This window comes from Methylobacterium segetis (assembly GCF_004348265.1).
In the GTDB taxonomy this organism is placed as follows: domain Bacteria; phylum Pseudomonadota; class Alphaproteobacteria; order Rhizobiales; family Beijerinckiaceae; genus Methylobacterium; species Methylobacterium segetis.
The window spans coordinates 1-26,667 of sequence record NZ_SMNT01000084.1 but is presented as its reverse complement, the minus strand read 5'-3'; the positions used below and the strand labels follow the sequence as shown (position 1 = coordinate 26,667).

General features: G+C 65.2%; 33 protein-coding genes, 2 pseudogenes and 1 other annotated feature. Of the genes and pseudogenes, 19 read left to right on the top strand and 16 right to left on the bottom strand.

All coding sequences use genetic code 11. The features are described 5' to 3' along the window. Nucleotides 1–448: 448 nt before the first annotated feature. The 9 genes from E1J50_RS19470 to bchE all read left to right on the top strand — a co-directional run bounded on the left by E1J50_RS19470 (nt 449) and on the right by bchE (nt 7,589). On the top strand, nt 449–787 hold the full coding sequence (locus E1J50_RS19470; protein ID WP_132251714.1) for a helix-turn-helix transcriptional regulator: 339 nt from the start codon (nt 449–451) through the stop codon (nt 785–787). Then, complete coding sequence (locus tag E1J50_RS19465) at nt 777–2,057, top strand: type II toxin-antitoxin system HipA family toxin (RefSeq protein ID WP_132255486.1); 1,281 nt, start codon at nt 777–779, stop codon at nt 2,055–2,057. The genes E1J50_RS19470 and E1J50_RS19465 overlap by 11 nt, the downstream gene beginning before the upstream one ends. A 211-nt stretch (nt 2,058–2,268) precedes the next feature. Continuing rightward, nucleotides 2,269–2,550 carry a hypothetical protein gene (locus tag E1J50_RS19460; RefSeq protein WP_132255485.1) on the top strand — a complete coding sequence of 94 codons (282 nt, stop codon included), beginning with the start codon at nt 2,269–2,271 and terminating at the stop codon, nt 2,548–2,550. Between the two features lie 100 nt (nt 2,551–2,650). After that, nucleotides 2,651–3,037, top strand: coding sequence for a hypothetical protein (locus E1J50_RS19455; RefSeq protein ID WP_132255484.1), 387 nt, complete (start codon nt 2,651–2,653; stop codon nt 3,035–3,037). A gap of 240 nt (nt 3,038–3,277) precedes the next feature. Beyond that, nucleotides 3,278–3,835 (top strand): FixH family protein, encoded by a 558-nt coding sequence (locus E1J50_RS19450; protein ID WP_132255483.1) that lies wholly within the window; start codon nt 3,278–3,280, stop codon nt 3,833–3,835. 337 nt (nt 3,836–4,172) lie between these two features. After that, the gene (locus E1J50_RS19445) at nt 4,173–4,799 is read left to right on the top strand and encodes a hypothetical protein (protein ID WP_132255482.1); all 627 of its coding nucleotides are present in this window, start codon (nt 4,173–4,175) and stop codon (nt 4,797–4,799) included. Further along, nucleotides 4,786–5,178 (top strand): transcriptional regulator, encoded by a 393-nt coding sequence (locus E1J50_RS19440; RefSeq protein WP_132255481.1) that lies wholly within the window; start codon nt 4,786–4,788, stop codon nt 5,176–5,178. Before E1J50_RS19445 ends, E1J50_RS19440 begins: the two co-directional genes overlap by 14 nt. 97 nt (nt 5,179–5,275) lie before the next feature. After that, nucleotides 5,276–5,998: a di-trans,poly-cis-decaprenylcistransferase gene (locus tag E1J50_RS19435; protein WP_132255480.1), complete on the top strand. Its 723-nt coding sequence runs from the start codon at nt 5,276–5,278 to the stop codon at nt 5,996–5,998. Nucleotides 5,999–6,032: 34 nt separating this feature from the next. Further along, entirely contained in the window at nt 6,033–7,589 is a 1,557-nt protein-coding gene (gene bchE, locus E1J50_RS19430; RefSeq protein ID WP_132255479.1) for a magnesium-protoporphyrin IX monomethyl ester anaerobic oxidative cyclase, read from the top strand. 477 nt (nt 7,590–8,066) lie between these two features. On the opposite strand, the gene E1J50_RS19425 is transcribed toward bchE, so the two are convergent. The 3 genes from E1J50_RS19425 to E1J50_RS19415 form a co-directional block, all read right to left on the bottom strand. Beyond that, nucleotides 8,067–8,528: a hypothetical protein gene (locus E1J50_RS19425; protein WP_132255478.1), complete on the bottom strand. Its 462-nt coding sequence runs from the start codon at nt 8,526–8,528 to the stop codon at nt 8,067–8,069. Between the two features lie 50 nt (nt 8,529–8,578). Further along, on the bottom strand, nt 8,579–9,076 hold the full coding sequence (locus tag E1J50_RS19420) for a DUF6677 family protein (RefSeq protein ID WP_132255477.1): 498 nt from the start codon (nt 9,074–9,076) through the stop codon (nt 8,579–8,581). Nucleotides 9,077–9,203: 127 nt separating this feature from the next. Next, complete coding sequence (locus tag E1J50_RS19415; protein WP_132255476.1) at nt 9,204–9,854, bottom strand: RDD family protein; 651 nt, start codon at nt 9,852–9,854, stop codon at nt 9,204–9,206. Between the two features lie 665 nt (nt 9,855–10,519). Here E1J50_RS19415 and E1J50_RS19410 point away from each other — a divergent pair. The 7 genes from E1J50_RS19410 to E1J50_RS19380 all read left to right on the top strand — a co-directional run bounded on the left by E1J50_RS19410 (nt 10,520) and on the right by E1J50_RS19380 (nt 14,523). Beyond that, nucleotides 10,520–10,798, top strand: coding sequence for a hypothetical protein (locus E1J50_RS19410; RefSeq protein ID WP_132255475.1), 279 nt, complete (start codon nt 10,520–10,522; stop codon nt 10,796–10,798). A gap of 143 nt (nt 10,799–10,941) precedes the next feature. After that, the gene (locus tag E1J50_RS19405; protein ID WP_132255474.1) at nt 10,942–11,193 is read left to right on the top strand and encodes a hypothetical protein; all 252 of its coding nucleotides are present in this window, start codon (nt 10,942–10,944) and stop codon (nt 11,191–11,193) included. 17 nt (nt 11,194–11,210) lie between these two features. Then, nucleotides 11,211–11,474, top strand: a complete 264-nt coding sequence (locus E1J50_RS19400) for a hypothetical protein (protein WP_132255473.1) — start codon at nt 11,211–11,213, stop codon at nt 11,472–11,474. Nucleotides 11,475–11,560: 86 nt separating this feature from the next. Beyond that, nucleotides 11,561–11,890 (top strand): DUF6364 family protein, encoded by a 330-nt coding sequence (locus E1J50_RS19395; RefSeq protein ID WP_132255472.1) that lies wholly within the window; start codon nt 11,561–11,563, stop codon nt 11,888–11,890. Further along, nucleotides 11,887–12,483, top strand: coding sequence for a hypothetical protein (locus tag E1J50_RS19390; RefSeq protein ID WP_132255471.1), 597 nt, complete (start codon nt 11,887–11,889; stop codon nt 12,481–12,483). The genes E1J50_RS19395 and E1J50_RS19390 overlap by 4 nt, the downstream gene beginning before the upstream one ends. Continuing rightward, a complete protein-coding gene (locus E1J50_RS19385; protein ID WP_132255470.1) occupies nt 12,480–12,839 on the top strand; it encodes a hypothetical protein in 360 nt (119 codons plus the stop codon). Before E1J50_RS19390 ends, E1J50_RS19385 begins: the two co-directional genes overlap by 4 nt. Nucleotides 12,840–13,041: 202 nt before the next feature. After that, nucleotides 13,042–14,523, top strand: a complete 1,482-nt coding sequence (locus tag E1J50_RS19380; RefSeq protein WP_245516657.1) for an AAA family ATPase — start codon at nt 13,042–13,044, stop codon at nt 14,521–14,523. A 107-nt stretch (nt 14,524–14,630) separates the two neighbouring features. Here the strand turns inward: E1J50_RS19380 and E1J50_RS19375 are convergent. The 5 genes from E1J50_RS19375 to E1J50_RS19360 all read right to left on the bottom strand — a co-directional run bounded on the left by E1J50_RS19375 (nt 14,631) and on the right by E1J50_RS19360 (nt 17,914). After that, nucleotides 14,631–15,859 (bottom strand): IS3 family transposase gene (locus E1J50_RS19375; protein WP_132255468.1). Its coding sequence is split into 2 segments (ribosomal slippage): nt 14,631–15,571 and nt 15,571–15,859, totalling 1,230 coding nucleotides; the frame shifts between segments, so codons are not numbered across the junction. Next, nucleotides 15,462–15,578, bottom strand: a sequence feature (AL1L pseudoknot). Its footprint overlaps the gene before it by 117 nt. Then, a complete protein-coding gene (locus tag E1J50_RS19370) occupies nt 15,828–16,409 on the bottom strand; it encodes a hypothetical protein (RefSeq protein WP_132255467.1) in 582 nt (193 codons plus the stop codon). The genes E1J50_RS19375 and E1J50_RS19370 overlap by 32 nt, the downstream gene beginning before the upstream one ends. 141 nt (nt 16,410–16,550) lie before the next feature. After that, nucleotides 16,551–16,802, bottom strand: a complete 252-nt coding sequence (locus E1J50_RS28570) for a PilZ domain-containing protein (RefSeq protein ID WP_425374951.1) — start codon at nt 16,800–16,802, stop codon at nt 16,551–16,553. Nucleotides 16,803–16,963: 161 nt separating this feature from the next. Then, nucleotides 16,964–17,434, bottom strand: a complete 471-nt coding sequence (locus tag E1J50_RS19365) for a Ros/MucR family transcriptional regulator (protein ID WP_425374950.1) — start codon at nt 17,432–17,434, stop codon at nt 16,964–16,966. A 174-nt stretch (nt 17,435–17,608) separates the two neighbouring features. After that, nucleotides 17,609–17,914 carry a hypothetical protein gene (locus tag E1J50_RS19360; protein WP_132255466.1) on the bottom strand — a complete coding sequence of 102 codons (306 nt, stop codon included), beginning with the start codon at nt 17,912–17,914 and terminating at the stop codon, nt 17,609–17,611. A 372-nt stretch (nt 17,915–18,286) separates the two neighbouring features. Between E1J50_RS19360 and E1J50_RS19355 the strand changes: the two genes are divergently transcribed. The 3 genes from E1J50_RS19355 (at nt 18,287) to E1J50_RS19350 (ending at nt 19,978) form a co-directional block, all read left to right on the top strand. Continuing rightward, complete coding sequence (locus tag E1J50_RS19355; RefSeq protein WP_132255465.1) at nt 18,287–18,976, top strand: glutathione S-transferase C-terminal domain-containing protein; 690 nt, start codon at nt 18,287–18,289, stop codon at nt 18,974–18,976. 259 nt (nt 18,977–19,235) lie between these two features. After that, on the top strand, nt 19,236–19,382 hold the full coding sequence (locus E1J50_RS27480; RefSeq protein WP_165937919.1) for a rhodanese-like domain-containing protein: 147 nt from the start codon (nt 19,236–19,238) through the stop codon (nt 19,380–19,382). 155 nt (nt 19,383–19,537) lie between these two features. Next, entirely contained in the window at nt 19,538–19,978 is a 441-nt protein-coding gene (locus E1J50_RS19350) for a sulfurtransferase (RefSeq protein WP_165937918.1), read from the top strand. 437 nt (nt 19,979–20,415) lie between these two features. Here E1J50_RS19350 and E1J50_RS19345 read toward each other — a convergent pair. The 8 genes and pseudogenes from E1J50_RS19345 to E1J50_RS19315 form a co-directional block, all read right to left on the bottom strand. Beyond that, nucleotides 20,416–20,523, bottom strand: a pseudogene (locus E1J50_RS19345) (IS5-like element ISMex42 family transposase); the annotation flags it as partial. Nucleotides 20,524–20,794: 271 nt separating this feature from the next. Then, the gene (locus E1J50_RS19340; protein WP_207919247.1) at nt 20,795–21,835 is read right to left on the bottom strand and encodes an SDR family oxidoreductase; all 1,041 of its coding nucleotides are present in this window, start codon (nt 21,833–21,835) and stop codon (nt 20,795–20,797) included. Nucleotides 21,836–21,865: 30 nt separating this feature from the next. Beyond that, complete coding sequence (locus tag E1J50_RS19335; protein ID WP_132255463.1) at nt 21,866–22,975, bottom strand: patatin-like phospholipase family protein; 1,110 nt, start codon at nt 22,973–22,975, stop codon at nt 21,866–21,868. 10 nt (nt 22,976–22,985) lie between these two features. Beyond that, entirely contained in the window at nt 22,986–24,155 is a 1,170-nt protein-coding gene (locus E1J50_RS19330) for a zinc-dependent alcohol dehydrogenase (RefSeq protein ID WP_132255462.1), read from the bottom strand. A 616-nt stretch (nt 24,156–24,771) separates the two neighbouring features. After that, entirely contained in the window at nt 24,772–25,140 is a 369-nt protein-coding gene (locus E1J50_RS19325; RefSeq protein WP_245516656.1) for a low affinity iron permease family protein, read from the bottom strand. Between the two features lie 190 nt (nt 25,141–25,330). Further along, nucleotides 25,331–25,507: a hypothetical protein gene (locus tag E1J50_RS28565; protein WP_425374952.1), complete on the bottom strand. Its 177-nt coding sequence runs from the start codon at nt 25,505–25,507 to the stop codon at nt 25,331–25,333. A 75-nt stretch (nt 25,508–25,582) separates the two neighbouring features. Next, nucleotides 25,583–25,971, bottom strand: a pseudogene (locus tag E1J50_RS28560) (cbb3-type cytochrome c oxidase subunit I); the annotation flags it as partial. Between the two features lie 131 nt (nt 25,972–26,102). After that, nucleotides 26,103–26,667: integrase core domain-containing protein (locus tag E1J50_RS19315; RefSeq protein WP_132255460.1), on the bottom strand; the 565-nt coding region annotated here is incomplete at its 5' end.

The window sequence follows — 26,667 nt, the reverse complement described above, 5'->3', positions numbered from 1 at the left end:
GTTGGCATCGAACGTGAAACCCTGTCTGACAAGAGCTTTGGCTGTCTGGACGCGTGACCTCCGTGGCATCTGCGACGACTTGCGGAGTTCTGGTTGGCTTTTTCGAATCGGGCAGCTTCGCGCGTCCGGTTGCCAACTCGGACTTCCTCGACCTGTCGCGGGGCCTGCCAGGCTTGCTGAGACTTCCAAGCGACCATTACGACCGGCTCCGTCAACCGATCCTTGCGGATGTCCCGTGGCGAACCGATCGAAAGCGGGTCGGGGATGCGCCGCCGTGGACGGAGAAGGGTTCGAGACAATCGCGGTTCCTGGAAACCGGGCCCTTGCTCCCCACCCTACCTATTCGGCCTCTCCAGGAGCGAAGAAGGCTGCTCACTTCCCCGTCGGCTTCGTCCATGATACATAAACATGCCAAGTATGCCATTTGCGGAACATTTATGAGCTATTCATGTCCAAGCCTGCCGAGCGCGCCCATTCGCGACAGGCCGTCGAGGCCTTAGAGCTCCTCGGCAGCCTCGTGAAGCTCGCACGTCTCGAGCGCAAGATGACGGCCGCAGATCTGGCGGAGCGGGCTGGCATCTCGCGCCCGCTCCTGCGCCGCATAGAGCGCGGAGACCCCGGCTGCTCGATCGGAGCCGTGTTCGAAGCGGCAGTGATCGTCGGGGTGCCTCTCTTCGAGGCCGAACAAGGGGCCGCGACCCTGCATGCGGGTGAAATACGGCAGCGGCTCGTCCTGATGCCGAAGTCGGCGCGCCGCTCCAGAAGGCCTGCGCGCGATGACTTCTGAGCCCCGCACCGACGAGGCATACGTGTGGATCTGGCTGTCGGGCGCGACAGCTCCAGTGGTCGCCGGCCGTCTCTCCCGGGAGGGGGAGACGATCGAGTTCACCTACGGGCGAAGCTACCTGGAGCGCGACGACGCGATCGCGATCTACGAGCCGGAATTGCCGCTCCGCCGCGGGATCCAGGCTCCCCAGCCCGGGCTGTCCATGGCGAGTTGCATCCGCGATGCTGCCCCGGACGCTTGGGGGCGGCGCGTCATCGTGAACCGGCGCTTCGGACAGAAGCGCGGCGACATCGATCTCGGACAGCTCGGCGAGCTGACCTACCTCCTCGAATCCGGCTCCGACCGGATCGGCGCGCTGGATTTCCAGCGCTCCGCGCACGTCTACGAACCTCGCGAGGCCCGCGCGGCGTCGCTGGAGGAACTGCTCGCGGCCGCCGACCGCGTGGACAAGGGGCTCGCGCTGCCTCCGGATCTCGATCAGGCGCTCTTCCATGGCAGCTCCCTTGGCGGCGCTCGGCCGAAAGCCATGATCCGCGAAGGGGACGCGAAGTTCATCGCAAAGTTCTCCGCCAGCAGCGACGTGTTCAACGTCGTGAAGTCCGAGTTCGTCGCGATGCGGCTGGCCCACAGGGTTGGCCTCGAGGTGGCTCAGGTGCAGCTGCATGAGGCCGCCGGCCGCGACGTCATCCTCGTCCGGCGCTTCGACCGCACCGCTTCGGATGGCCGCTGGCTTAGGACCCCGATGGTGTCGGCACTCACGCTGTTCGGGCTCGACGAGATGATGGCCCGCTATGCGAGCTACGAGGACCTCTGCACGATCGTCCGGCACCGCTTCGAGGCGCCGAGGGCTACGCTCCGGGAACTGTTCGGACGGCTGGTCTTCAACATCCTCGTCGGGAACACCGACGACCACGCGCGCAACCATGCGGCCTTCTGGAACGGCGCCAGCCTCGCCCTGACGCCGGCCTACGACATCTGCCCCCAGGGCCGCTCCGGCAACGAGGCCTCTCAGGCCATGCTCATCACGGGTAGCGACCGGAGGAGCCAGATGGCGGTCTGCAGGCATGCGGCGGCCAACTTTCTGCTGTCCGAGGACGAGGCGGACGCCGTCATCGTCGCCCAGGTCGAAACGATCCAGGCGGCCTGGGACGAGGTATGCAGGGAGGCCGATCTGTCCGACGTAGAGCGCGCGGCCATGTGGCGGCGGCAGATCCTGAACCCCTACGCGTTCCAGGACCTACCGCCGCATCTGGCAGCCCTCGGGGCCTGACGGGGCGCCACTCGGATCGTGGAGCTACTCCCGCGAGGGCAGGTGTGCCTCGCCGGCATACAGGAGGATGGACGCCGTGCGATGCCGAAGCGGGCGCAACATCGGATCGACCGGTTCGAGCCGACAAGCTTTTGTAACCGTTTCCGTACCGGTCCCGAAGTCGTCTTTAGTGGCGTCCCGAGAGGCGCCCTCAAAAACGATGGAGCTTTTGGTGAAATACTTTCTCGCAGCCGCATTTGCCGCCGCGACCCTTTCCGGCGCCTCGGCTCACTCGAGGCTGGATGCTCACGTCCGCCCTCCAGCGGAAATGGTCGTCGCCGACGAAGCCATAGGCGCCGCGCCCGATGTTGCCGTCGGCTTCGGAGGCGCGGGTGAAATGCGCGACCTTCAGGGTCGGCCCTTGAGCAACAGCGCTCGCGGCAACGCGCAGTTCCCGGAGCGCCCGGCTGCGGCGCAGAACCTGGGCGGCACCTCGGGTGGCCCCGCCTACTGAGCTGCCAGATCTCCCGGACTGCCATGTCGGCGGCGTGGTTCGTTCGGGATGATCCTGCGGTCCTAGTCACACACCCCGTTTCGTGAGAACCTGAGACAGGATGTCGATCCGTTCCGCCATAGCACGCCTGTTCGCGGCCTTCGCCGTGATCGGCCTTCTCGCGGGGGCGTTTGCCGCTCCCTCGATGGCGCGTGCCGTGGTGGACATGTCCGCCTACGCGCCCGGACCTGCGACGGAACAGACCGCGGCGGCCATGCCCGACGACATGCCGTGCTGCGATCCCGAAGCGTCGGATCCGGACTGCCGCGACACGAAGGCCTGCCCGTTCGCCGCGCTCTGCGCGGCCAAGCTCCCGGTCGGGTTCATCGCGGTCGCGCCAGCGACTGGCGTCTCGGCCAGGGCAGAGCAGATGCCCATGCGGCAGGATCGCCTCCGGCCAAGTCTCGGCATCGCACCGCAGGGACTTCCTCCCAGACCGCTTTCCTGAGCAGGCCGACGGCCGTCGTTCGAGCCGCGTGAGTCAGCGCTCGGCTGCCGTCGAACGCCGTGGGCTGACGCGACTTCGATGGTCGCGACGCCGCGCTCACGTCGCTCCGGAACAGGAACCCGCAATGTCGACCCGAGCCTCCGCGCCCCTGGTGGGCGCACACCGCCCCATGGGGGCAAGCCTCTCCTTCCTCCCCGACATCGGGCTTGCTGAGGAAGCCCGATCTCCGAGGAGGGTGTCATGACCGATCAAAGCGAACTCCGCCAAGCGCCCGGGGGCTCTGCCGGACGAGTGCTTGCGTGGGTCTTCCTGTGTCTGCTCGTAGTCGCTGCGGCGCTGGTCGGTGCCGGTGCCGGTTACGGCTTGGCACGCGGAGCTTGGGCTCTCCCCGTCCAGATCGGATCCCTGCTCTCCGGCCCGCTGGCCGCTTGGTTGCCGAAGGGCGTCGCCGAAGCCCAAAGCATGCCGGCAGACCTCGAAGACTACGCCTTCGAGATCCTGGAGCCGCGGACGAAGTCCGGAGAGGCGCTGCTGAAGGTGCGTCTCGTCCGCAAGACGACGGCGACCCCGGTCCCGGACGCGGTCGTATTCGCGCGCCGCCTCGACATGGCTCCGGACGGCATTGAGACGATGAAGACGAAACTGGAGCCTCAGCCCAGTACGGATCGGAGAGAGCCCCTAGCTTTTGGGGCAGTAAGAGGAGGGGTGGATGTGTGCTGGACGGTTTGGCCAATTCAAGCGCAATCCGGATGTTCGATCCCTCACGGCCGCAAGCCTGCGCCGCCGATCTATTCCTAGCCGTCCCGTCGCAAACGATAACCTCTCAGGGGCGGCTAGAGCCACCAAACAGGCCTTCGCGCTGGCAGGCATGGCTGTTGCCGGCACCACGGCGCTGGTCCTCTCAATCCTAAGCCTCTGAGAGCCAGCACAGGGCGACATCCAAGCTCGCCTTAATGTTCATCCGAGGCCCAATGCTGCGGTTGATCTCCTAGCGTGTCACTACGATCTCGGCGAGTCCGATTGCCACGCCTTGCACAGGCGGATCAGAGTGGAGCACGGTCCTAACCCCTTGTCGGCACCGTCAGGATCGCGTACTTTGCGTTACAAAGTTTATTCTCTCGCAAAGGACGGCGTCGTGCAGGATCTCGATCGAGCCCTGGCTGACCTTGTGACGATTCGCGCCCAACTCGCACGGCAGACCACGTTTCGCGGGTTCGGAGCGGCCGCGCTTGCCATAACGGCCTGCCTTGCATTCGCCACCTCGCTTGCACAGAGCGCTTGGCCCAATCAACTCGCCGCTGAGCCAGCCGTCTACTTTGGTGTTTGGATCGCGACGGCTGTGGTTGCTGCGACCTTGATCGGTGTCGAGGCCTTGCGCCGAGCCCATCGGCTGCACGCGGGCTTGGCCGATGCCATGGTTGCGCAGGCGATCGAGGGATTTCTGCCGGCCGGGGGCACGGGCGTGTGCCTGGGCCTCGTGCTTGCCGGATGCGCGCCCGATCAGCTCTGGATGCTGCCCGGTCTCTGGCAGATCCTCGTCGGCCTTGGCTTGTTCGCGTCCGTTCGGATCCTCCCGCAGGGAGCCGTTCTGGGAGCTGTCTGGTACCTGATGGCGGGCTTTGCCGTGCTCGTCATGACGAGCACCACGCACTCCCTCTCCCCTTGGTCCATGGGCATCCCGTTTGCCATCGGGCAGGGCATTCTCGCCTGGGTCATGTACCGCCATGGGAGTGGCCAGGGAGGACACGATGGCGATCTCTGACGAGGCGGCGAACCGCTTCTCCTACGAGGGACTGGATCGGGTGATCCACGAGCGGGCTCGTTTGAGCATCCTCACCTCGCTGATGTCGCACCCGAAGGGCGTCGCTTTCCCCGATCTCAAGCGATTGTGCGATCTCAGTGACGGCAACCTCAGCCGGCATTTGGCCGTGCTTCAGGAAGCAGACCTCGTCAGCCTGGAGAAGGGTTATGAGCGGAACCGCCCGCACACGCTCTGCCGATTGACGCCAATCGGACGCAAACGCTTCCTCGACTACGTGGCCGTCCTCGAACAGGTGGTGCGCGACGCCGCTCAGGCTGCGAAGCCCGGGGCCGGGGAACGGCAGGCGACCGAGGCGGCCGTTTGCGAGCAGCCGGGTTAGGCAATCGGAGCGGCTCAAGAAGCTTCTTTCACAAGGCAGATCAGCCGATGCCGAGAGGCTGCGTCTCGGCCGAACAATCACGACCGGAGACTTTGTGATGCAAAGTAATTTCTCTCGTAAAAGTGACCTGCATGTCGCCATCATCATGGATGGGAATGGTCGCTGGGCGAGCCGGCGCGGCTGCCCGCGCAGCATCGGGCATCGAGCCGGTGTCGAGGCGATCCGACGTGTGGCCGAGGCTGCACCGGGTTGCAGGATCGCGACTCTGACGCTGTTCGCCTTTTCAAGCGACAACTGGAGGCGCCCCGCCGAGGAGGTCGTCGGCCTGATGGGCCTCCTGCGCGGGTATCTTCGGCGTGAAACCGGACGGCTCGCACGCTCCGGCACCCGCCTCTCCGTCATCGGGCGGCGCGATCGTCTACCGAATGGCATCCCCGAGGCGATCGCCCGGGCCGAGGTCGCCACCGCTGCCGGCACGAAGCTGCACCTGCGGATCGCCGTCGACTACTCCTCGCGCGACGCCATTCTCGCGGCAGCGGCGCGGCTGCGCGATGAGCCGGTCACGCGAGAGCAGTTCGGCCATCTGATCTCCGGCGAAGCCGGTGCATCCTCCGAGGTCGATCTCCTCATCCGCACGAGCGGCGAGCAGCGCCTCTCGGACTTCCTCCTGTGGGAGGCTGCCTACGCGGAGCTGCACTTTACGGATCGCATGTGGCCGGACTTCGGGGCGGACGACCTCGCGGCGGCCCTTGCGGAGTTCCGCTCGCGGGATCGGCGCTTCGGCGGCCTGCCAGCCTCCATCGCACCGGTGGCCGCGTAAGGCGGCCCCAATCTCGAACTGAGAGGTCACGCCCGTGAGGGTCCTGCTCGTCAACGTGCCCCATCCGGCCATCGGCAGCCGGATCCCGGACGATCACCTGCCGCCGCTGGGGCTACTTGCCATCGGCGGGCCGCTCATCGACGACGGCCACGAGGTTCAGCTCATCGATGCCGAGTTCGGGCCGATGCCGTTGCCCGCCCTCGTCCAGCAGATCGTGGAAGCCGCACCAGAAGCTATTCTGTTCGGCCATTCCGGATCGACCTCCGGCCATCCTGTCATTGCCGAGGTGGCGTGTGCGGTCGCCGACCACCTTCCAGGCGTGCCGATCGTCTATGGCGGCGTCTTTCCGACCTACCACTGGCGCGAGATCCTGGCGGCCGAGCCGTACGTGACTGCGATCGTGCGTGGGGAAGGGGAGGAGACGGCGCGCCAGCTCATGGCGGCGCTGGAGCGCGGCACGCCGCTCGGTGAGGTTGCAGGCATCGCCTACCGCGCGGGTGGGGAGATTAGGGCGACCCGCCCGGCCGGCGTCATCCAGTGCCTAGACGTATACCGGATCGGATGGGAGCTGATTGACCACGCGCGCTACAGCTACTGGGGAGGCAAGCGGGCTGTGGTCGTGCAGTTCTCGCGCGGGTGCCCCCACCTGTGCAGCTATTGTGGTCAACGTGGGTTCTGGACCCGCTGGCGCCATCGCGATCCGGTTCGGTTCGCTAAGGAGATCGGGCGGCTTCACCGCGAGCATGGCGTCGAGGTCTTCAACTTCGCCGACGAGAACCCGACCGTCTCGAAGAAGGCGTGGCGCAGCTTCCTCGACGCCCTGATCGCCGAGAGGATCGATGTCATCCTGGTCGGCTCGACGCGAGCCGACGATATCGTGCGCGATGCCGACATCCTGCACCTCTACAAGCAGGCCGGCTGCCAGCGCTTCCTCCTCGGTCTTGAGAGCACGGACAGCGCCACCCTCGACCTGATCCGGAAGGGCGCGACAAAGGCTCAGGACCGCGAGGCGATCCGGCTGTTGCGCAAGCACGGCATCCTTTCCATGGCGACCTGGGTCGTCGGCTTCGAGGAGGAGCGGGACAGCGATCACTGGCGCGGCCTGCGCCAGCTCCTTGCCTACGATCCCGATCAGATCCAGATGCTCTACGTGACGCCGCACCGCTGGACGCCCTACTTCCGGCTCGCGGAGCACCGCACGGTGATCCAGGCCGACCGCCGAAAGTGGGACTACAAGCATCAGGTGCTTTCCACACGCAATATGGCACCCTGGCGTGTCCTCCTCTGGTTCAAGGCGACCGAGATGATCGTCCAGATGCGCCCGAGGGCGCTCGCCCGGGTCCTGTTCCATTCGGATCCCGGCCTGCGCCACGCGATGCGCTGGTACACCCGGATGGGCCGGCGCGTCTGGATTCACGAGATTCGTGGCTTCCTGCGCGATCGGCTGCTCAAGCAGGGACCAAGCGTTCGAGCGTTCTGGGGTGGGTCACAAGACGCCGAGGAACAGGCTATGTCCGCCGCTTCTTCACCGGCCTCTGAGCGCGTGATCAGAACCCGCATTCAGGAAACGTTGATGGTAGATTCGTCTTAGAGCAGAAATTTCTGGCTATTGGCCTGCGATAGTGTGTGTCAGGCTGCCGACTATGTCGCCCTCAATCTCTCGTGCGAACGACATTTGGTCGACTGCAACGAGTTCACGTTCTGGCTTGAGGAGCCTGACCGCCGCACGGACATGTGCACTCGCAAAGGCTGCCTGCCGATCGGAGCGATCCACATCAACTACACGTGCTCGCAGGATCGGGCCTTCATGGAACGCTGGTACTGTTCCGCTGACACGCCAGAGGTAGAGAGGTCTCTGTGTGATATGGATCGCATCGCCCGAACGGCCGCTGGTCATGCTGCCAGCCCCGAGCTTGTGTTCCCTGGCCTCAAGTGGTGACGCGTGAAGGCCCGCCGAGGATGGGTAGCAAACGTTTCGTGCTTCTTCGTGTGTCGACGAAGCTGTCCTCCACCAAGTCACAGTGCGCCTCAATTACTCCTTCGGACGAGCTTGTGAATGGTCTGAAGCTCAAATGGAGCGTCCGTTTCCGCTATACGGAGAGTGCCCGCCCCCGGGAACAATCCGGATCGTCAGCAGCTCGTGCAGCCAAGCTTCCAAGGCGTGCTTCGCCACGATCACGTGATCGACGATGATGGCCGAGATTTGCATGTCGAGCCAGACTGAGACGGCCAGATTGGCAACGGCAAGCAGCGCGATCAGCCCTAGGTGCGAGGCGAGGATTCGAGGCTGGCCCTGCGGCCGGCGCACCACCATGCCGCCAATCAGCAGAAGCGCGATCAGTGGTGGGCCGATCAGCACCGGAACCAGCGCGAGCAGCCAAAGTATGGTTATGCGGCTTGGTCTCCAGCGCGAGGTCATCGCCCGAATGGGACCGGCGGTACCTATCAGTCGTGCCCGAATCGCGGCGCGAGCCTCCTCAATGGCCGGGACGCCGCCGCATTGTGCGCAAGTCAGCGCGCGATCGTTCAAGGGTGTCCGGCAGGCGGGACAGAGACGATGAACCGCCGATGCAAGCCCAGTCATGCGCCTCGACCATCCTGTCTGCGGTTGTAGGCAAGCGTCAGGTGCTGAGCGTCCAGGTAGGCTTCTGCCGCCGCAACTAAGTTCAGGATCCAGCCTAGTCCGTAGACCCAGAGCAGCACGACACCAGCGAGAAATGCGAAGCCGCGCCCTGCACGACCGTTATAGAATTGGCCGAGTCCAGGGATCATCAGCGACAGAATCGCCGCGTAGAGTGGACTGCGCGGACCTCGATGCACGATGCCGCCCGCCGCTGGTGTCAGAGCGAAGGTTTGATGGATCTGCACGCTGACTACCACGCCATCGCTAATCGCGGCGGTTACAGGCAATTCTGCTTGGGTCGGAATGAGCGCTCGCATGCGGTCGGGGGCCGCGAGGGAGCCGAGCACCTTGTCATGGCGCAGGGCAATCCAAGATTCAGAGGGTGTCCCGCCGACGAGCGGCGCGACCAGGGTGTTGGCAGAGACGCGCCCCTCGGCGACAAAACCCTTGATCATATGTCCGGTGTAGGGACCAAATATCTGATCGCCAGTATCTACCCGCCATTGCTGGTCGAGGGGATGCGGAGGGGGCGGAGCAGGATCCGCAAGAGCAGCAGCCGGGAGCATCATTGCGCCCAAGCTCTCACAGCTTGCCGTGCACGACGCGACTGCCAGCGACGATGTCGTGGAGTCCCTTCTTCTCGCGGTTCCAGCCCACCATGAAGAAGCCGATGTAGAGCAGCACTGCGCTGAGTATTTTGGCGAACTCGCGGCCGAATGCCTGCCCAATCGTGAGCGTGTGGCCGTCGCTGCGGCGAACGTAAATGCCGACTGCCCGCTTACCCACGGTCGCCTGCCAAGCCCCGGTTTGCATGATCACGACGTACGCGTAAGCCGCGAGGCTCGGCATGATCTGAAACGCCAGCGAAATGCCACGGCCGGTTCCTGGCCGTGGCAGGCCAATGACGAGTAGGAGGGCAGCGTAGACCATCGCCCCGATGACAAACATCACGAGGGTGTCGAGCACGAGCGCGCAGACTCGGATCCAGAACCCGGCGGGCTGGCCGATATGGCCCGCGCCGGAGCGTCGCATGGCGTCCGACAGGTCGACCCGCTGCTCAACGAACACCTGTCGGGGCGGCTTTGGCAGCATGGCGCTGCCCCCGGCACCAGCGGTGCTCGTGTCGCCGACAATGCCTCTCGGCGATGGTTCGGCCGGCGAAGCGCCGCCTCGCTTGCTGATCATATCTAGACGATGGCGGAATGGATCATTGAGGGATGCCGAACCCGTCATGCGATTACAACCTGCGCTGGAACAATCATCTTGCGTGTTCCGGCTATCAAGCTCAGGTCAAATGCATTGGCGCAAGGAGTTTCGTTTCGTATCAAAACAAATCTTGAAGACACACCTAAAATTCGCTTATCGCACAGTCAGCATGATATGATTCATTAATACACTGGTCTCACGGCGGCATCTTAGAGATCTGAACACACTATGCCCATCTGAAGAAACCATGAAAAGGTTGTTTCCGTTACGAGAGGATTTATCAGAATCTTAGCTTTCGTGGTCCTTCCACTAAGCTTGATTACGATATTAATAGTGGTCTCCACCTTGAATCCAATAAGGGTATTGTCTGGATGCTGGTTTTCTCACGTGCGATCTTATATCTCCCTGAAATCGCGTTGATCGGTATAGCCATCGCTTTTTTATTCTCGATCAAATTTGCGGAGGAAAGGCATGAGATCATCGGAATCTGCCTTTTTTGGCATGCCTCCTAGTTGCTCTCGTTGTGGGTTGGAATTTGCAGATGAACCGTTCAGGGTCCGGCGGCATCGAGGCGCACTACTACCGCTTCGTCACCGATCTGACCGTGGACGGCACGCCGCTGACGGTTGATGTCGTCGTAGGCTGCGGAGTGAAAATCGGCCGACCCATCGGCGGAGGAACTGCCGGAAGCCGTGCCGCTGCTGGCCGTGGGCCGCGACGGGTCGCCGGCTCCCGTGGCCGCGCTCGATCCCAGGGCCTTCGCCGTCCTCGCCGCCGTCGAGGCCCGGCACGCCGCCGACGACCCCGCGGTAGCCCGACTGTCGGAGCAAGCGGCCGCGGTCGCCGGCGTCGCGGCCGGCATCGTCCCCGAACCGTTCGAGCGCGGACACCTCGCCCTCTTCCCCGAGATCGCCGACGCGGTCGGCGAAGGAGGCCTCCATGCCCACGACCGGATCGTGATGCGCCCATAGCCGCCCCGCGGCCCTTCCACCTTTAGCTCGGAAGGAACGACGTCATGCAGACGCAGACGGCGAAGGAACGGGTGCGTCCGAGTGCACCGTTCCTAAAGAAGGACTCGCCGAGGTTGATCCCGTACGCCGGGAGCCCTCGCCACATGCGCCGGAAAACGGGTCTTCCCTCGACCCCGAAGAAGCAGCCGCCTCGCCAGCGACGCCAGCTGACCTCCGAACTCCGCCAGTGGTTCGCGGCCGAGATCGCCGTCTGGCCGGACGACCCGAAGCTCCCGCTGAGCTGGGAGAACGTCGTGGCAAGGGGATACGCCACCCACCACTGGACCTGGAGCCGGAGCGGCCTCGCGCGGATCCCGGAGATCGCGGCCGCCTTCGTCAACGCACGACGGAGCTGAGCGCCGGCTGGAACCGCATGCCCAGGGATCCGGAGCGCGCCGACGAGAAGCGCACCCGCGCGAGGTTGCTAGCGACCATCGCCGACCTGCAGGCCGAGAACGAGAAGCTCTCGCGGCGTCTGCGGATCTGGCAGAAGAGCGCCTATTCCCGGAATATCGCAGTCGAGATGCTGGACGAAGCTTGGGACGAGATCGACAGAGGGCAGACGGATCTCGAGCTGCGTGCGAGGAAGGGGCTCCCGATGCCTCAGCAGGGCCCACGCCCGCCGAAGAAGCGATGAGCCGGGGTGAGAGCGCCGTCGTAGATCCCGGCTTGCCTTTGACGAGTCTGATCTCCACATATATATGTGCAGAGCGAGGCGACGCCATGCGCAACACGACCTTCAATCTTCCGGAAGACCTGATCGCGAGAGCGAAGGCCTACGCCGCTCGGAATGGAACGAGCGTGACTGCCATCATCCGCGACCATCTGGAGGCAGTGACCGCCTCCAGGCCCGTGGAGGGGGTACCCGACGTGCTGACGGGCTACGCCGAAGGCCTCGTGACACGCGAGGACACTCTGTCCGCCCTCGGCCTGCGCGACTACGCGGAACTGCTCGTCGTTCTAGGCGACCACGATCTAGTCCCGCCACGCCCTCCGGAGCACGAGATCGAGAACCAGGCCGTCGCGTTCGAACGCCTCTGGAGGTCGGCGTGAAGCGCTGCACCCTCGTCGTTCCGGATGCCGGCCCGTTCAACAGTCTCTGGGTTGCCGACGAGCTCGAACTCCTGCTCAAGCTGGACATGCCGATCGTCGTCGTGGATGCCGTACACGACGAGATGACGAGCGATCCGGCGAACTACCTGAAGGATCGGGAGGTGCTGGACTTCATCGCGAACCATCAACCTCCGTTCGTCCGCGTCCGGACCGACATCTGGATGATGGAGAGCGAGAGGCGGCGGCGAGGCGAGAAGCCCAAGCGCAACGCCGGCGAGCTGGCGATCGCCGACTTCCTCTCTTCGGAGGACGGTCTGAAGCGCTACGTCCGGCATGGCGATCCGGTCCTGCTCCTCTACGAGGATCGCGACGTCCGCGTGATCAACAAGCCCCCCAACATGCATCTTCTCTCCACGGTCGGCCTCGTCAAAGGGCTCGAGCGGCTGAAGATGATCCCGTCGGCCGACGACGTCATTCGACGGATGACGCACCCGACGGCTCCAGGCCGGCGTCCGACGGATGCGCGCGTGCTGACCGACCTGCCGGATGGAACGGACGAGCCGGCGGCGACCGGAAGCAGCTGGACGCCATGAACGGCTTGTCCGGACGCGAGATCGGGGAGCGGCACGTCACGGCCCTTCGCGCCTGGCTCGATGGCCTCGAAGCTGCCGGACAGCTTCTCCCGACACGGAACGGCCGGATCAACCTCTCGGCCATCGCGATCGCCTGCGGGTTCGACCGCCAGACCCTCTACAAGAACCCCGCCGCCAAGGCGCTTCTCGAGGAGGCCGAGGGAAGGCCGCAGACAGATCGGCGGGACCGCCGCATCCTGCAACTCGAGCAGCACAACGCCGCTCTCCGGGCCGAGGTGCGGGGGCTGCGCGAGCAGCTGGCCCGCTACCGTCACGTCGAGGACGTCATGATTTCCGGACGCGGCGTGCGGAGCTGAATTCCGTCCCTTGGTGGGATCGGGAAGAGACCGTCCCTCGGAGCCGACCTGGGTTCCGAAGACCACCGCGCGCAGTGGAGGTGAAGGGGTCGCGAAGCGACGCTTGCGCTTGCCCCTTCGCCGGAACGAGCACGGTGGTACCCTGGCTCGGTCGGCGCGGGGCTCCGTCCTCCGCCTTCTCCGTGGAGTTGCCTTGGTGGCGATGGAATCCGGACGCGAACGGACTGCCATCGTCAGGCATCTGGCCGAGGATCCGGCCTTCGCCGGGATCGGCTACGCGACCGCGGGCCGCCTGCAAGTGGCACTGGGCGACGATCTCCCGCGGGTCCTGGACGACGGCGACGTGGCGCGGCTCGCTCGGGTGATCGGCTTCGAGCGGGCTGAAGTTCTCGTCGAGGCATGGCGCAGTCGGCAGGCCGAGGGCGATGTCGTCGTCTGGCTGACCGAGAACGGCTTCGAAGGCAGGCTTGCCCGGAAGGTCGTCGCGCTCTGGGGCGCGGATGCCGCCATTCGTCTGCGCGAAGATCCCTGGCCGATGATGGCGGTCGCGAACTTCGCCGCGGTCGACGCGGCGGCTCGAAGGCTCGGCCTCCCGCTGGATGCGCAGGCCCGGGCGGTCGCCGCCGTCGAGGACGTGCTGTACCGCCGCCTGGACGAGCACCACACCTGGACGCTTCGGCAGGAAGTCGAGCGTCGGGTCGCAATCCTGCTCCGGAGCCCGATCAGGCAGGCTGCCGAAGCCGTCTCAAACGCCATCACGTCCGGAGCCGCCGTCGTCGGCGGATCGGGCCTCCAGCCCGCCGGCGCGGCCATGATGGAGGCGTTTGCCGTCGAGGCCGTCGCCGCCTTGCTGGCAGGGCAGGTTAGCGAGGATCTGATAGCCCGGGACGTACGGTCTGAAGAGGTCGACGCTTGGCTCGATCGGGCGGCGGCTGCCTCGGACTTCGAACTCGGCGAGGAGCAGCGTGCGGCCGTTCACCTGGCGCTCACCAGTCGGTTTGGACTGATCGTCGGCGGAGCGGGGGTCGGCAAGACGACTGTCCTGAAGGTGATCGTGGCCGCCTCGGAGCACTTCGGCCGCGCGGTCCACCTGATGGCGCTCGCCGGCCGCGCCGCCGTCAGAATGACCGAAGCCACCGGCAGGAAGGCGTCGACGATCGCGGCGTTCCTGAAGGCCCTGGATGCGCATCAGCTCGCCGTCGGTCCCGAAGCCCTGGTCGTCGTCGACGAGTGCTCGAGGCTCGACTTGCCGACCCTCTATCGGATCCTGCGGGCCATGCCGGCCAGCGGACGCCTCCTGCTGGTGGGCGACCCCGGCCAGCTTCCGCCGATCGGCTTCGGCCTCACGCTCCACTCTCTCGTCCAGGTCGCAGCGGCCTCGAAGATCGAACTGCGGACGATCCGGCGCCAGACCGCGGCTTCGGACATCCCGGTGGTGGCAGCGGCCGTTCGCGACGGCCGGCTCCCCGACTTCGGCGCCTTCCATCCTCAGGTCGGGGGCGTCTCGCTGATCGAATGCCGTCCGGAGGAGGTGGCCGAGCGCGTCGTCGACGTCGTCGCCGACCTCGGCGGCGTCGCAGCCGCGCGCATCCTCTCGCCCCTGAAGGCGGGCCCCAGCGGCACCATCGCCATGAACGCCCACTTCCACCGGATCATGACGTCGGCACGCCCGGCAATGACCTGACCGGCTGGCTTTGGACCGGGCTGATTGAGAGGATCAGCCAGGACCGAAGGAGTCGGACATGCGGCGAGTGAACCGCTCCGAGTTTTCCGGAGGCCGGTTGGTTTGGGTCAGGCAGCCAAGGCTCGTACCTCGGCTTGTGCATAGTAGCGTGCCTCCGCCTCGGCAGGAGGGATGTTGCCGATCGGTTCGAGCAGCCGACGGTGATTGAACCAGTCGACCCATTCGAGCGTGGCGTACTCGACCGCCTCGAAGGTGCGCCACGGCCCGCGCCGGTGGATGACCTCGGCCTTGAACAGGCCGATCACCGTCTCGGCCAGAGCATTATCGTAGCTGTCCCCGGCGCTGCCGACGGAAGGCTCGATGCCTGCCTCGGCCAGGCGCTCGGTGTAGCGGATGCTCACATATTGCGATCCGCGATCTGAGTGACACACGAGGCCGCTGCCGGCGAAGGGGCGGCGCTCGTGCAGAGCCTGCTCCAGGGCATCGAGCACGAAGTCCGCCCGGGCCGAGCGCGACACCCGCCAGCCCACGACCCGGCGGGCAAGGACGTCGATCACGAAAGCCGCGTAGACGAAGCCGGCCCAGGTGGCGATGTAGGTGAAATCCGCCACCCATAGCCTGTTCGGGCATTCGGCCTTGAACTGGCGGTTGACCCGGTCGAGCGGGCAGGAGGCGGCCGGATCGGGAACGGTGGTGCGGACCTTGCGCCCGCGCACCACCGCGGCCAAGCCCATCGTCCGCATCAGGCGCGCGACCGTGCAGCGCGCGACCGCGATCCCCTCGCGGGCCAGTTGCCGCCACACCTTGCGCACGCCGTAGACGCGGAAGTTCGCCTCGTACACGCGCCGGATCTCGGCCATGAGCACGGCATCCCGCTTGGCTCGAGCCGGCAGTCTGCCGGGATCGGCCCGCCGCGCGGCATGAGCGTGGTACGTCGACGGGGCGATCGGCAGCACCCTGCAGATCGGCTCGACCCCGTAGGTGGCGCGGTGCTCATCGATGAAGGCGATCATGACCGGGACCGGCGGTCGAGCTCCGCCTGAGCAAAATACGCCGACGCCTTCCTCAGGATCTCGTTGGCCTGCCGGAGCTCGCGGTTCTCCCGCTCCAGCGCCTTGATCCGTTCGCGCTCGTCCGTGGTCGGCCCGGCTCGTACGCCGCCGTCGCGTTCGGCCTGTCTGACCCAGTTCCGCAGCGTCTCACCCGAGCAGCCGATCTTGGCCGCGATCGATTGAATCGCCGCCCACTGTGAACCGTGCTCGCTCTCATGCTCCCGAACCAGCCGGACTGCCCGCTCGCGAACCTCAGGGGAGAAGGGTGGAATATGCTTCGTCATGGCTCCAGTCTCTCAAGAGTTGGAGCCTCCGGAAATCCCGGAGCGGTTCAAGGGAGCGCGACCACGTCCGCTCCGTCACCTCAGCCGCAAGGTCGAAGTCAGCCTCCTTCCAATCACCTGCTGGTCCGATGACCAGGTGCAACCCCGCGCAGTGTTCCCGGGCTACCCTAACGACCACAGACCGGCTCTTCACCGCGTCGAACGCTTCGTTGAGGATCTCAGCCCAACCGGCACCAACCCACACCTGCGCATCGTCAGCGAGCCGATCCGGATAGCGCTCGCGGATCTCCGCTGCACCGACGCGAGGCATTTTCGGAGGTGCGAGCTTGCTTTCTACGGACTCCCGCCCAGCCGCGATGATCCGCCTGGCGTTGGTCTCGTCGAGATCCTTGCCGAGGTCGACCAGCTTGGAGATCTCTTGCGTGAGCCGTGCGCCTTCGGGCGTGTCGCGCCCCGCGGACCGGCGCTGTTCGATGCGCTTGCCCATCTCGTTGCGGAGGATGTCACGGGCAAGGCCGAGCAAGATGGCAGGCGGGATGACGGGATCCATCACCTCCCTCTCGCAGTCTGCGAGCGGTACGGTCAAGCGGACTGACAGGCGCTGTTGGACGCGCTGTCGGCGCCTCAGCCCTGATCTATTGACGCTAAGCAGGACGCCATACGGCCAGGCCGTTGTGTCGACGCCGAGCGGCTAAACGAACGCGACACCGACCTCTGAGCCGCGCCGCCACACCACGCTCACGGAACGCGCCTTCCGCAGCCCAAATGCGAGCTCGAAGCGTTCCGGCAGCAAGCCGATCGAGGCGAAGGCCAGCTTAGCCCCCGTCTCGGACTGATCCACGACCGTGCAAGCGACCTGACGACCGTTGGTGAACGTGGCCGTCCCGGGTACATTGGCGACGGTGCGAGCGGAACGGCGTCTCTCTTGCCCAGCGAACTGCATCCGGCTTGCTCTCAGATCGGCATTCTCAGCCGATCGGTACATTGCCGCACGTTGAGGATCGGTTGCAGTCACCGATTTCCACACCTGCCTCCGAGCACAGTCGTGGCAAGCCGCTCGAGGGCGGTGAGTGCTCGCCCTTCGGACGGGCGAGCAACGTAGAATCAGTTGGCTTTACGGCGTCCGCGGCCCTGCAGAGCCTCGACGGCCTCCGTCGCACGTCCGCCTGGGCGGCCGAGGCCGATGGACTTGGCGAGTTCCGAGCGCTGGGCGGCGTAGCTGGCGGCCACCATCGGGTAGTCGTTGGGCAGGCCATAGCGCTGGCGGTAGGCATGCGGATCAAGCCCGTGGCCCGTCAGGTGCCGCTTCAGGGTCTTGTAGGGCTTGCCGTCAATGAAGCTGACCAGCGCGTCCGGCGTGATCGACTTGCGGATCTGCGAGGGCGTGACCTTCTCGACCTCTTCCTCAGCGGCCTGAGGCGCGCCGTGCGTGAGGTTGTTCAGAGCCGAGTGCACGCTGGTGAGCAAGGCCGGCAGTTCGGCAACCGGCAGAGAGTTGTTGGTCACGTAGGCCGAAACGATGTCGGCTGCGAGTTCAACGAAGTCGGGTCTCTGCCCCTCAGTATTTTCTGTCACTTTGTAGATCCATAGCTTGTGCATCCCTCGTGCCGCGTAGAGCATCATTGAGGCAAGCGGATCAAGAGCGCTCAGTCAGAAAACATCGGGCAGCTAGAAACAATCTGCAACGCGGCATATGCTTAGGTCTGTGGTCGAGCCTTCGCCAAGCTGAACGGAAGGCATCCTTGACCTTCAATGGCCGCCGCACACTGCGTTGAGGCGGCCGTGCCACCAAGCATGATGCGCCTTGAAGTCACCAGCACCCTCTCGGTAGGTCGAGCCGACGTGTACACGAAGGGCCGCGCAGGTTTGCGGTGGCATGCTGTTGTAGTCGGTGAGCAGCGCCTGACTTACGGTGTCCAACGCGTGCAGCAGGCTCTTCGAACTTGCGCCGGAGACCTCCTCATCTGAGGGGTAGGCCACAAGGGCGCGAAAGGCGCGCTCGATTTCGTTAAGGTCGCCACTGGCGACCATGCCGGAAACATCCTTGATGTGCACGGCCGTGCCTCCTGAGACGCCCGAGCATCGGCCGAGGGCTAATGGGCCGACTACACACCAACGCGCAACTTGACGCTCAGATCACGCCCACTCAGAGCCTGTACGAATGCTCGATCTCCGGCAGGATTGTTGAGGGCGTCGCCATCTGGTCGGGAAGGTCCCGGGTAGCGGCGGCAGGTTGCCGGTTTGATCGTGCGTGATGCCGAAGGTGTTGGTCAGGTTGATGTCAAACCAAGAACAACGATCAGGGCTACATGGACGCGGTGCGCGCGCTCTATCACCGGCTGCGCGGACCCAGTCTCTGAGCGTCCCCTGCAGCCCCTTCGTTCGCCGCCGCGTTCAGGCATCACGGCGTGAGCACCGGAGGACGCGATGCTGACGCTCTACTCGTACCCAAGCCTGTTCGGCGTCGCGGACAACAACGGCTACGGCCTCAAGGTCTTCGCCGTCCTCAAGCTCGCGGGCCTGCCTTTCAGGCACGAGCACATCGTGGACGCCTCGGCCGCGCCGCGCGCGCAACTTCCCTACATCGTCGATGACGGCGAGACGGTCGGCGACAGCGACCGCATCGTCGCGCATCTCGCGAGCCGGCACGGCGTGTCCATCGATGCGGGGCTGAAGCCCGGCCACCGGGACATGGGCCACCTGATCAACCGCATGCTGGACGACCTGTACTGGGTGATGTCCTACTCGCGCTGGAAGGACGACCGCTTCTGGCCGGCGTTCCGCGATGCTTTGCGCCGCGAGCATCCCGAACTGACGGACGGGTTGCTCGGGAAGGCGCGAGAGTTCAACGCGCTGCGCTACCACTACCAAGGTATCGGTCGGTACGAGCCGGACGAGGCGTATGCCCGGGGCGCCGCCGACCTCCGGGTGTTGGCGAACTTGATCCCCGCGCGCGGCTTCCTGTTCGGGATCAATCCGACCAGCTTCGACGCCGCGGTCTACGGCTTCCTGGCCAACATCCACTTCTCCGAGATCGACACCCCGCTCAAAGCGTGCCTCTTCACGCAACCTAACCTGGTCAGGCACTGCGAGGCCATCCACAGCCTCGTCCGATGAGAAGCGGTCGGAGCGCCGTCGGTTCCGGATCCCGACCTACGCCCCAGGTCCCGGCCGTCGGGGCGGAAGCCCCCTGTCGAGGATCTCGTCGGACGGGATCTCAAACAGGACCCGGCCCGCCTCGTCCATCAACACCCCACCTGGAGGCGTTCTTCGACAGCGCGGACGACGTCGGGCGGTTGCCACCGTGGCTCTTCGTGTTCGTCACCGGCCTCGGCGGTTTCGCCCCCGCTCTGCTCTGATAGGACGATAGCTCCTCATGACCCAGTCAGCCCTTCTCGATCCTTCCGCCCGCGACCCGTCCTGGCTCGTGCTCGATGTCCGCGGTGAGGGAGAGTATGGGCAAGGCCACTGGTCTGGGGCGGCGCGTGTGCCTGTCTCCGACTGGGAGGCGGCCGCCAAGTAGGCGGACACGGACCTTGCCCAGGACGAGCACTGGCGAACGCTGATCGGCAATCTTGGGGTTGATGGCCGGCGGCTGGTGGCGGTCTACGACGACGGTCGCATGACTGAGGCCGCCAGGATCTGGTTCATCCTGTAGCATTTCGGGGACCGGCCGCCGTGCTCAACGGCGGCTGGCTGGCCTTGGTCGCGCAGCCGGCGTTCAGGCCCGAGACGGAGGCGGTGGTGCCGACGCCGGTCACGCTCGGTACGACTCCGGGCGAGCATGGCCTCTTGGGCCTCGTGACCCGTTGGGAACTCCGGGATCAGCTCGGGACAGACACGCAAGTATTCGACGCGCGCACGGCCGCCGAGTTCGCGGGCGAAGACCTGCGCAAGAACGCCCGCGGCGGTCACTTGCCGGGAGCTAGGCGCGTCGGTCATGCCGACCTGATGGCCGCTGAGGGCCGCATGAAGCAGCCCCAGGAACTGCGTGTAATGCTGGAGCGCGCCGGGTTCCGCTCGGGCGAGCGGATCGTCTCCCACTGCGACGGAGGAGGTCGCGCGGCCCTGGCGGCGCTTGCGGCCGTGCAGGCCGGGTTCACTCGGGTGTACGCGTGATACCTCAGCTTTTCCGACTGGGCGAAGGACGAGAGCTGTCCCATCGTGCGAGACGGTGAGAGCTGAGAGCCTACCAGGACCACCACCGCCAGGGCTGCAGGGACGGCGTCGTCAAGGTCCTCAGGAAGACCGTCAGTTTGCGAGCTGAGGATGCCCGCTGTCGCATCATGTGCGGACCTTTGGCTGCGTGGTCTCGAAGGCTCGGAAGTGGCGCAAATGGGCCCTGTGATCCGGTCTGTGCCGATGTCCGCTTCTGAGGTGCCAGCGAAGGCCGCCGAATGGCCGAGATGGGCGCATAGCTGCCGACTGGGTTTGGCCGTTTCCGGCTTGTCCACTTTGGGGCTTGGATCGTGAGAAAGCGGACGATTGGTGCGGTTCAGCTGAATGCCGCACAGTGACCCTACGCAGTCCCGCAGGGTGTTAGGGATTACGGCCTGTTACGGCATGAGCCAGTCGAGTGCAGCGGCAAGGCGGAGGACCCCGGTGAAGCTGGCGGCGGCCTTTTCGTAGCGGGTCGCGACGGCGCGCCACTCCTTCTCCCGCGCCAGAGGCGGCCGGTCTCCGTGAGCGAACTCTGCAGCCCGGGACGCGGTGGCGTCGGCAAGCGACGGACCGGTGCGCGGCCTGTCCTTGAGCCCGTACCTCTCGCAAGCGCCTGATTGTGCTCGAACAGTCGGCAGCTCTGGCCACAGCATGACGGAAAACGGGGTCGGTCTCCAGATCGTCCCGGCTCATAACCCGCCAATCCTCGACAGCCGGTACCATCACCCGCCGCCAACAACCCCGATCAGGTACTTCGAATTATCCAGATCCAGCTTAGCGACCCTGCTTTGGAGGGATCGTGAACTGACGGCTGATCTGCTGCACGAAGTTGCTCGAAAGCTTCCAGGCATAGAGCGCAGGCGCCGCTGCCAGGAGCCCCGGGGCCATCAGAAGCGGAAGGAGGTCGCCCGTTGGAATCCCAGGCGTGTTCAGGGACATCCATCCGCCGCTGGCGCCGCTGTTGCCGTCCTCTGGCTTGAACAGGACCCCGTCCGTCGGCGCGGCCGGCTCGTCCTGGAACAGGCTTGCCCGCGCATAGCCGGCGACCATGGTTTCCGTGAGATCCGGATTCGCGGCATGTTGCTCAGCGAGCATCCATCCGCTGGCGCCCGCAAAGGCCTCGCGTTGCGGGTTGCGCGCCAGGTCGAGCATGACGGCCGCGACCTGTTCGGGCGGGTGGACGGGATCAAAGGGCTTGACCTTGCGGCCGCTGTAGTTGGCGGCACGCTGCCACAGCGGCGTATCGATGGAGGCTGGCGAGATCACGCAGACCTGGATGCCGGGGAACTCCGTCAGCTCCTGGCGTAGGCTGTGCGAAAACCCGCGGATCGCGAACTTGCTCGCAACGTAGGCGGTGTGGAAAGGCGACGGGACCGCCCCCACCATCGAGGCGTTGTTGATCACGGTGCCCGAGCCGCGCTCGCGAAAATGCGGCAGCACCGCCCGAGTGCCGTTCACCGTGCCGAGTAGATTGACCTGGATGATGCGCTCGAACGCGTGCTTCGGCAGCTGTTCGAAACTGCCGAAAGCGTCGATGCCAGCGTTGTTGATCCACACGTCGATACGGCCGAAATCCGTCAAGGCACGCCCGGCGAGCGCTTTTACCTCGGTCTCTTCCGTGACATCGGTTACGAGGGCCGCCACCTGCGCGCCTGCAGCGCGGCATTCTACGGCCGTTTGCTCGAGCTGGGGCTGGCGCCGGGCTGCGATGACGAGCTTGGCGCCAGCCTCGGCGAAGGCGAGCGCCGTCGCCTTGCCAATGCCGCTCGAAGCACCCGTGATGACCACGGCCATCTCGTCGATTGGTTTCGCCACTCTGATGTCTCCGGCAGGAAGGGGTGAACACTAATCCGTGACCGTGAGCGGCCCCGCGCGCAGGAGTGCATCGAGAGCCCCGTTGGCGGTTCGCTCTCCGGCCTTCCACCGCTGCGTCAGGGTGAGGTCCGACCAGTCGTAGGTATTGACGCCGACCTCGTCCCCGGACGGCCAGGCGAGCCTGACGAGTCTGATGTCGCCGCATTCGGCATGCTCAACGGCCTGCCCCAGGTCCGGGTGGTCGCGAAGGTTCGCGGGCAGAAGATTCAAGACTGTTCTCAGGGCGCGACGGAGCGCCTCTTCCCGTTCCTGCGCCTCGAGCATGTGATGGCTTTGGGCGGCCATCAGGAGTTCTTGCCGGCGGATGATGGTTTCGGCGATGTTCCTGAACCGCTGACCGTGAGCGCTGAAGAGATCGACCGCGAAGAGGAGCGTATTGTTCTGGCGCTCTCGCTGCACGACATCGATGGGAAAGTTGGAGTGCAACCCCCCGTCCACGAACAACCGGCCGTCGATCTCGACAGGCGGAAACTCCGTCAGCATCGCCGCGCTCGCCAGAATGTGCTCCGGCCCGACTGCGCATTTATCCGTATCGAACAGGGCCTCGCCGCCGGTCTCAAGGTTGGTCGCGACCGCTGTGAAGCGCACATCGCCCCCGTTCAGCAGCTCGAAATCGACGAACTCCTCGAGCGACCGACGTAATGGGGCGAGATCGTAGAGCCCCAAGGCGGTGCACGGAGCGGGCCATGCATAGCCGGCCCAAACGGCGGGGTTGGGCGCGAACACGGCAGGCGAGCCGAAAGCCATGGCCTGCGCCTGCGCCAAGTTCCGCCGTGCGAACTCGCCCCAGGGCCCCAACCCCGCGACCCAGGCCGGTGTGGGCTGGGCGGCTTTCGTCCAAAAGTCGCGCAACGCCTCAATCCGTCGCTCAACCGGGTTCCCCGCGATGATGGCGCCGTTCACCGCGCCAATCGACGCGCCCACGATCCAGTCGGGGCGAACGCCCGCATTGTGCAGGGCACCGTAGGCACCGGCCTCGAACGCGCCGAGCGATTTTCCGCCCGCAAGCACGAGGGCGGTCCGCTCCGGCGGGGCTCCGCCGGTTACGGTGCGGATGCTATCCTTGCGCTTCTGCAGCACGCAGTGTTTCCTAGGGCTTCAGCACGACTTTGACGCAGCCGTCGAGCTTGTCGTTGAGTAGTCGGTACATCTCTGGTCCCTGGTCGAGCTGGACCGAGTGGGTGACCACGAAAGAGGGGTCGATCTGGCCCTCGCCGATCCGCCGCAGCAGCTCGCCACCCCAGCGGGGCACGTGCGTGAGGCTCGGGCGGATGGTGAGGCCCTTGTTCATCGCCGCGCCGAACGGGATCTTATCTACGAGTCCGGCGTAATAGCCCGGGACCGAGAGCGTGCCGCCCGCGCGGCAGACGTACATCATCTCACGTAGGACATGCGGGCGGTCGGTCTCCAGCATCACGGCCTGCTTGACCCGGTCGTAGACGGTGTCGAGTGTCGCGGTCGGGTGGGCCTCTAAGCCGACCGCATCGATGCATTTGTGCGGTCCCTTGCCGCGGGTGAGCTCGTCTAGGCGCTCGACGACGCTCTCCTCCTCGAAGTTGATTGCAATCGCGCCGGCGGCTTCCGCCATCTGCAGGCGCTCAGGCACCCGGTCGATGGCGATGACCTGTTTAGCGCCGAGCAGAATCGCGCTGCGCAGGGCGAACTGGCCGACCGCGCCCATGCCCCAGATCGCAACCGTGTCCTCAGGATCGATGTCGCACTGCAGGGCGGCCTGCCACCCTGTCGGCAGGGTGTCGCTGACAAAGAGCACCTGCTCGTCCGGGAGCCCGTCAGAGACCTTGATACAGGTCGTGTCCGCGTAGGGAACGCGCACGTACTCGGCCTGGGCTCCCTGATAACCGCCGGTCAGCTCCGATATGCCAAAAAGCCCCGCGACCGGACGTCCGAACGCCTTTTCGGCCAAGTCGTTGCGGCGGTTGGACCTTTCGCAAAAGGCGGAGTTGCCCCGTCGGCACTGCTCGCATTCTCCGCACACGATGTAGCAGGACACCACCACGCGATCGCCGACCTTCAGGTTCCCCACCTTGGGGCCGACCTCCGCGACCACCCCCATGAACTCGTGGCCGATGACGTGCGAGGCTTTCAGGGCTGGCACGAAATCGTTGTAGACATGCAGGTCTGTGCCGCAGAGCGCGCAGGACGTTACCCTCACGATGGCGTCGCGCGGCTCCTCGATGATGGGATCGGAAACCTCCTCGCAGCGGATGTCCCTCCGGCCGTGCCAGACGAGCGCCCTCATGACCTCACCCCCTTGGCTCAGATGCCGGCAGTCGACGCTGCTCGGCGTTTTCGGCCCACGTGCGACCCCTGCCGTGCTTCGAAGTGCCCACAGGCAGCTGTTCCGGCCACGAGAGACGATCGCAAGAGGACGGCGCGGAGCGGCAGACCTGCAGACCCGAGCGGACCTTGGAGGAACGTCGGTCGCGTGAGCTCGTTTCCGCGGGTTGTCCCTAAGGAGATCTCCGCAAGATCCGCGCAGGACCGGGTGGAAACGGTCAGCCTTGGTCCGGCTTCGGCCTAGAGGGCCTTGTTCTTCCTTGTGGCGCAGCAGGGTGGCACTCCGTCGGCTCTCGATTGGCCGAACAGCGCGTTTCGGCGGTAGGGGCAGGGATTGTCTGAAAAGCTCCGGAGAGCATGGCTCTAGTCGCCCACGCTCCTCGCCTTCGGCCGCCGCGGGGTGATCCAGCTACGTTCTTGACGACGTTATCTGAGTAAGGAAATCGCCAAGCGACAGGGCTGCGCCTGAAGCGGACACTCCTTCGCCTTCTGGCCGCTTGGCATCGGCCTTCGCAGTCGAGACCACCTCGCTTACGTGCTTGGCACCCTGCGCCGTCTGCGCACCGTCGCGATGAGTGTCAGCTCACTCTTCCAGCCGCTTTTGTCTCATTGTGTGTTGGGTCAACAGTGACACGAACCTTCTTCAGTTCTTCTGAGGAGCGCTGGTCTATGCCGATTAGATGGTCATCAGCCTCATCCACAGCACGAATGAGTTCATCAAGCTTCGCCTGGATCGCCGACGTGTCCTTTGCTCCTGCAACGAGGATGATCCCCGCCATGAGTAACGCGGCGATTGAGAGAAACAGATTGAACACGAGCGCCCAGTGATCGTTGAAGCTGAGCACTATTCCCGCCCCGAGACCTGCCGCTACAACGAAGCAGGTCGCCATGAAGCCGGCCGGTTTCGAAAGCCACGTGGCAAGACGTGTAATGTTGCGATCGACCATCAACAGGATGCGTCAGCGGGCGCTCGGGAAGGCCCAGGAGCAGCGCCGTGAACTCTTGCGCCACTGAGTTGCGCTCGCGCTCGATCCCAGCCCTGGCGGGTCTTGCACCGGTGAAATCATCATCGCCAATCTGGAGGAGATTTGCTGTCGCGCATGATACCGTGAAGTTCCGGAGCGTGGTTTGGGCTGGTTAAGGGGGCGAATGTCTTGGTTCATCGATGATGCGAGGCAGCGTCTCGAACTGGTGGAAGGGTGGCGGCGAGGACAGGGTCCACTCCAGGGTGGTGGCACCCTCGCCCCACGGGTTGTCCGCAGCCTGCTCTTTCGAGCGGAAGGCCAGGATCACGCCGATTACGAAGACGAACATGCCAAGCGCGAAGATGTGGCCGCCCCAGGTCGACACCAAGTGCCAGGGCGCGAAGGCATCCGGATAATCGGCGTAACGGCGCGGCATATGGGATAGGCCGAGGAAATGCATCGGGAAGAACAGGATGTTTGCGCCGATGAAAGCCAGCCAGAAGTGCAGCTTGCCGGCCCATTCGGGAATGACGTGGCCGGTATCTTCGGGAACCAGTAGTAGATACCGGCAAAGATGATGAACACGGCGCCGAGCGACAGCACGTAGTGGAAGTGCGCGACGACGTAGTAGGTGTCTTGCAAGTAGAAATCGACCGGTGCATTGGCCAAGACGACGCCGGTGACGCCGCCGACCGTGAACAGGAAGATGAAGCCGACCGCCCAGTGCATGGCGGCGGTGAAGCGGATCGAACCACCCCACATCGTCGCGATCCACGAGAAGATCTTGATCCCTGTCGGCACCGCGATCACCATCGTGGTGAATTCGAAGAACGCGGGTCTGAGCGAGCCCATGACCTTGAGTAGGAATGGCTGATGCGCCTCGCCTTCGAGTAGTGCGGCCGCAACTGACCTGACCGGTATTTTGGACCGAGCCGAGTGAGAGGCTACTGCCTGGCCGCTGCCATGGGTAGCCGGAAGGCCAGATCGTGGAAGCTGACGGGCGCGGGCGGCCTGTAGCCTAAGGATGAGTGCAGCCGGACGCGGCTGTATGTGTTCTGCCAGAGACTGATCACGATCTGCGCTTCCCTCAGTGAGTAGAAGATTTCCTGGCGCAGGCACTCGTCGCGCAGCTTGCCGTTGAAGCTTTCACAGTACCCGTTCTCCCACGGCGAGCCCGGCGCGATGTACTGGATCTGCGAGCCTGTCTTGGCGACCCACTTGCGCAGCGCCTTCGAGATCATCTCAGGGCCATTGTCGCAGCGGATGTGCTCGGGGATGCCGTGCAGGCACATGGCGTCGGCCAGCGCCTCGATCACACCCACGCTGTTGATGCGCCGCGCCACCTTCAGCGCCAGGCAAGCCCGGCTGTGCTCGTCGATCAGCGTCAGGATGCGCAAACTCCGGCCGTCGTGAGTCTGCCCCTGCACGAAGTCGAAGCTCCAGACGTGATTACGGTGGAGCGGACGCAGCCGCACGCAGGAACCGTCGCTCAGCCAGAGGCGGCTGCGT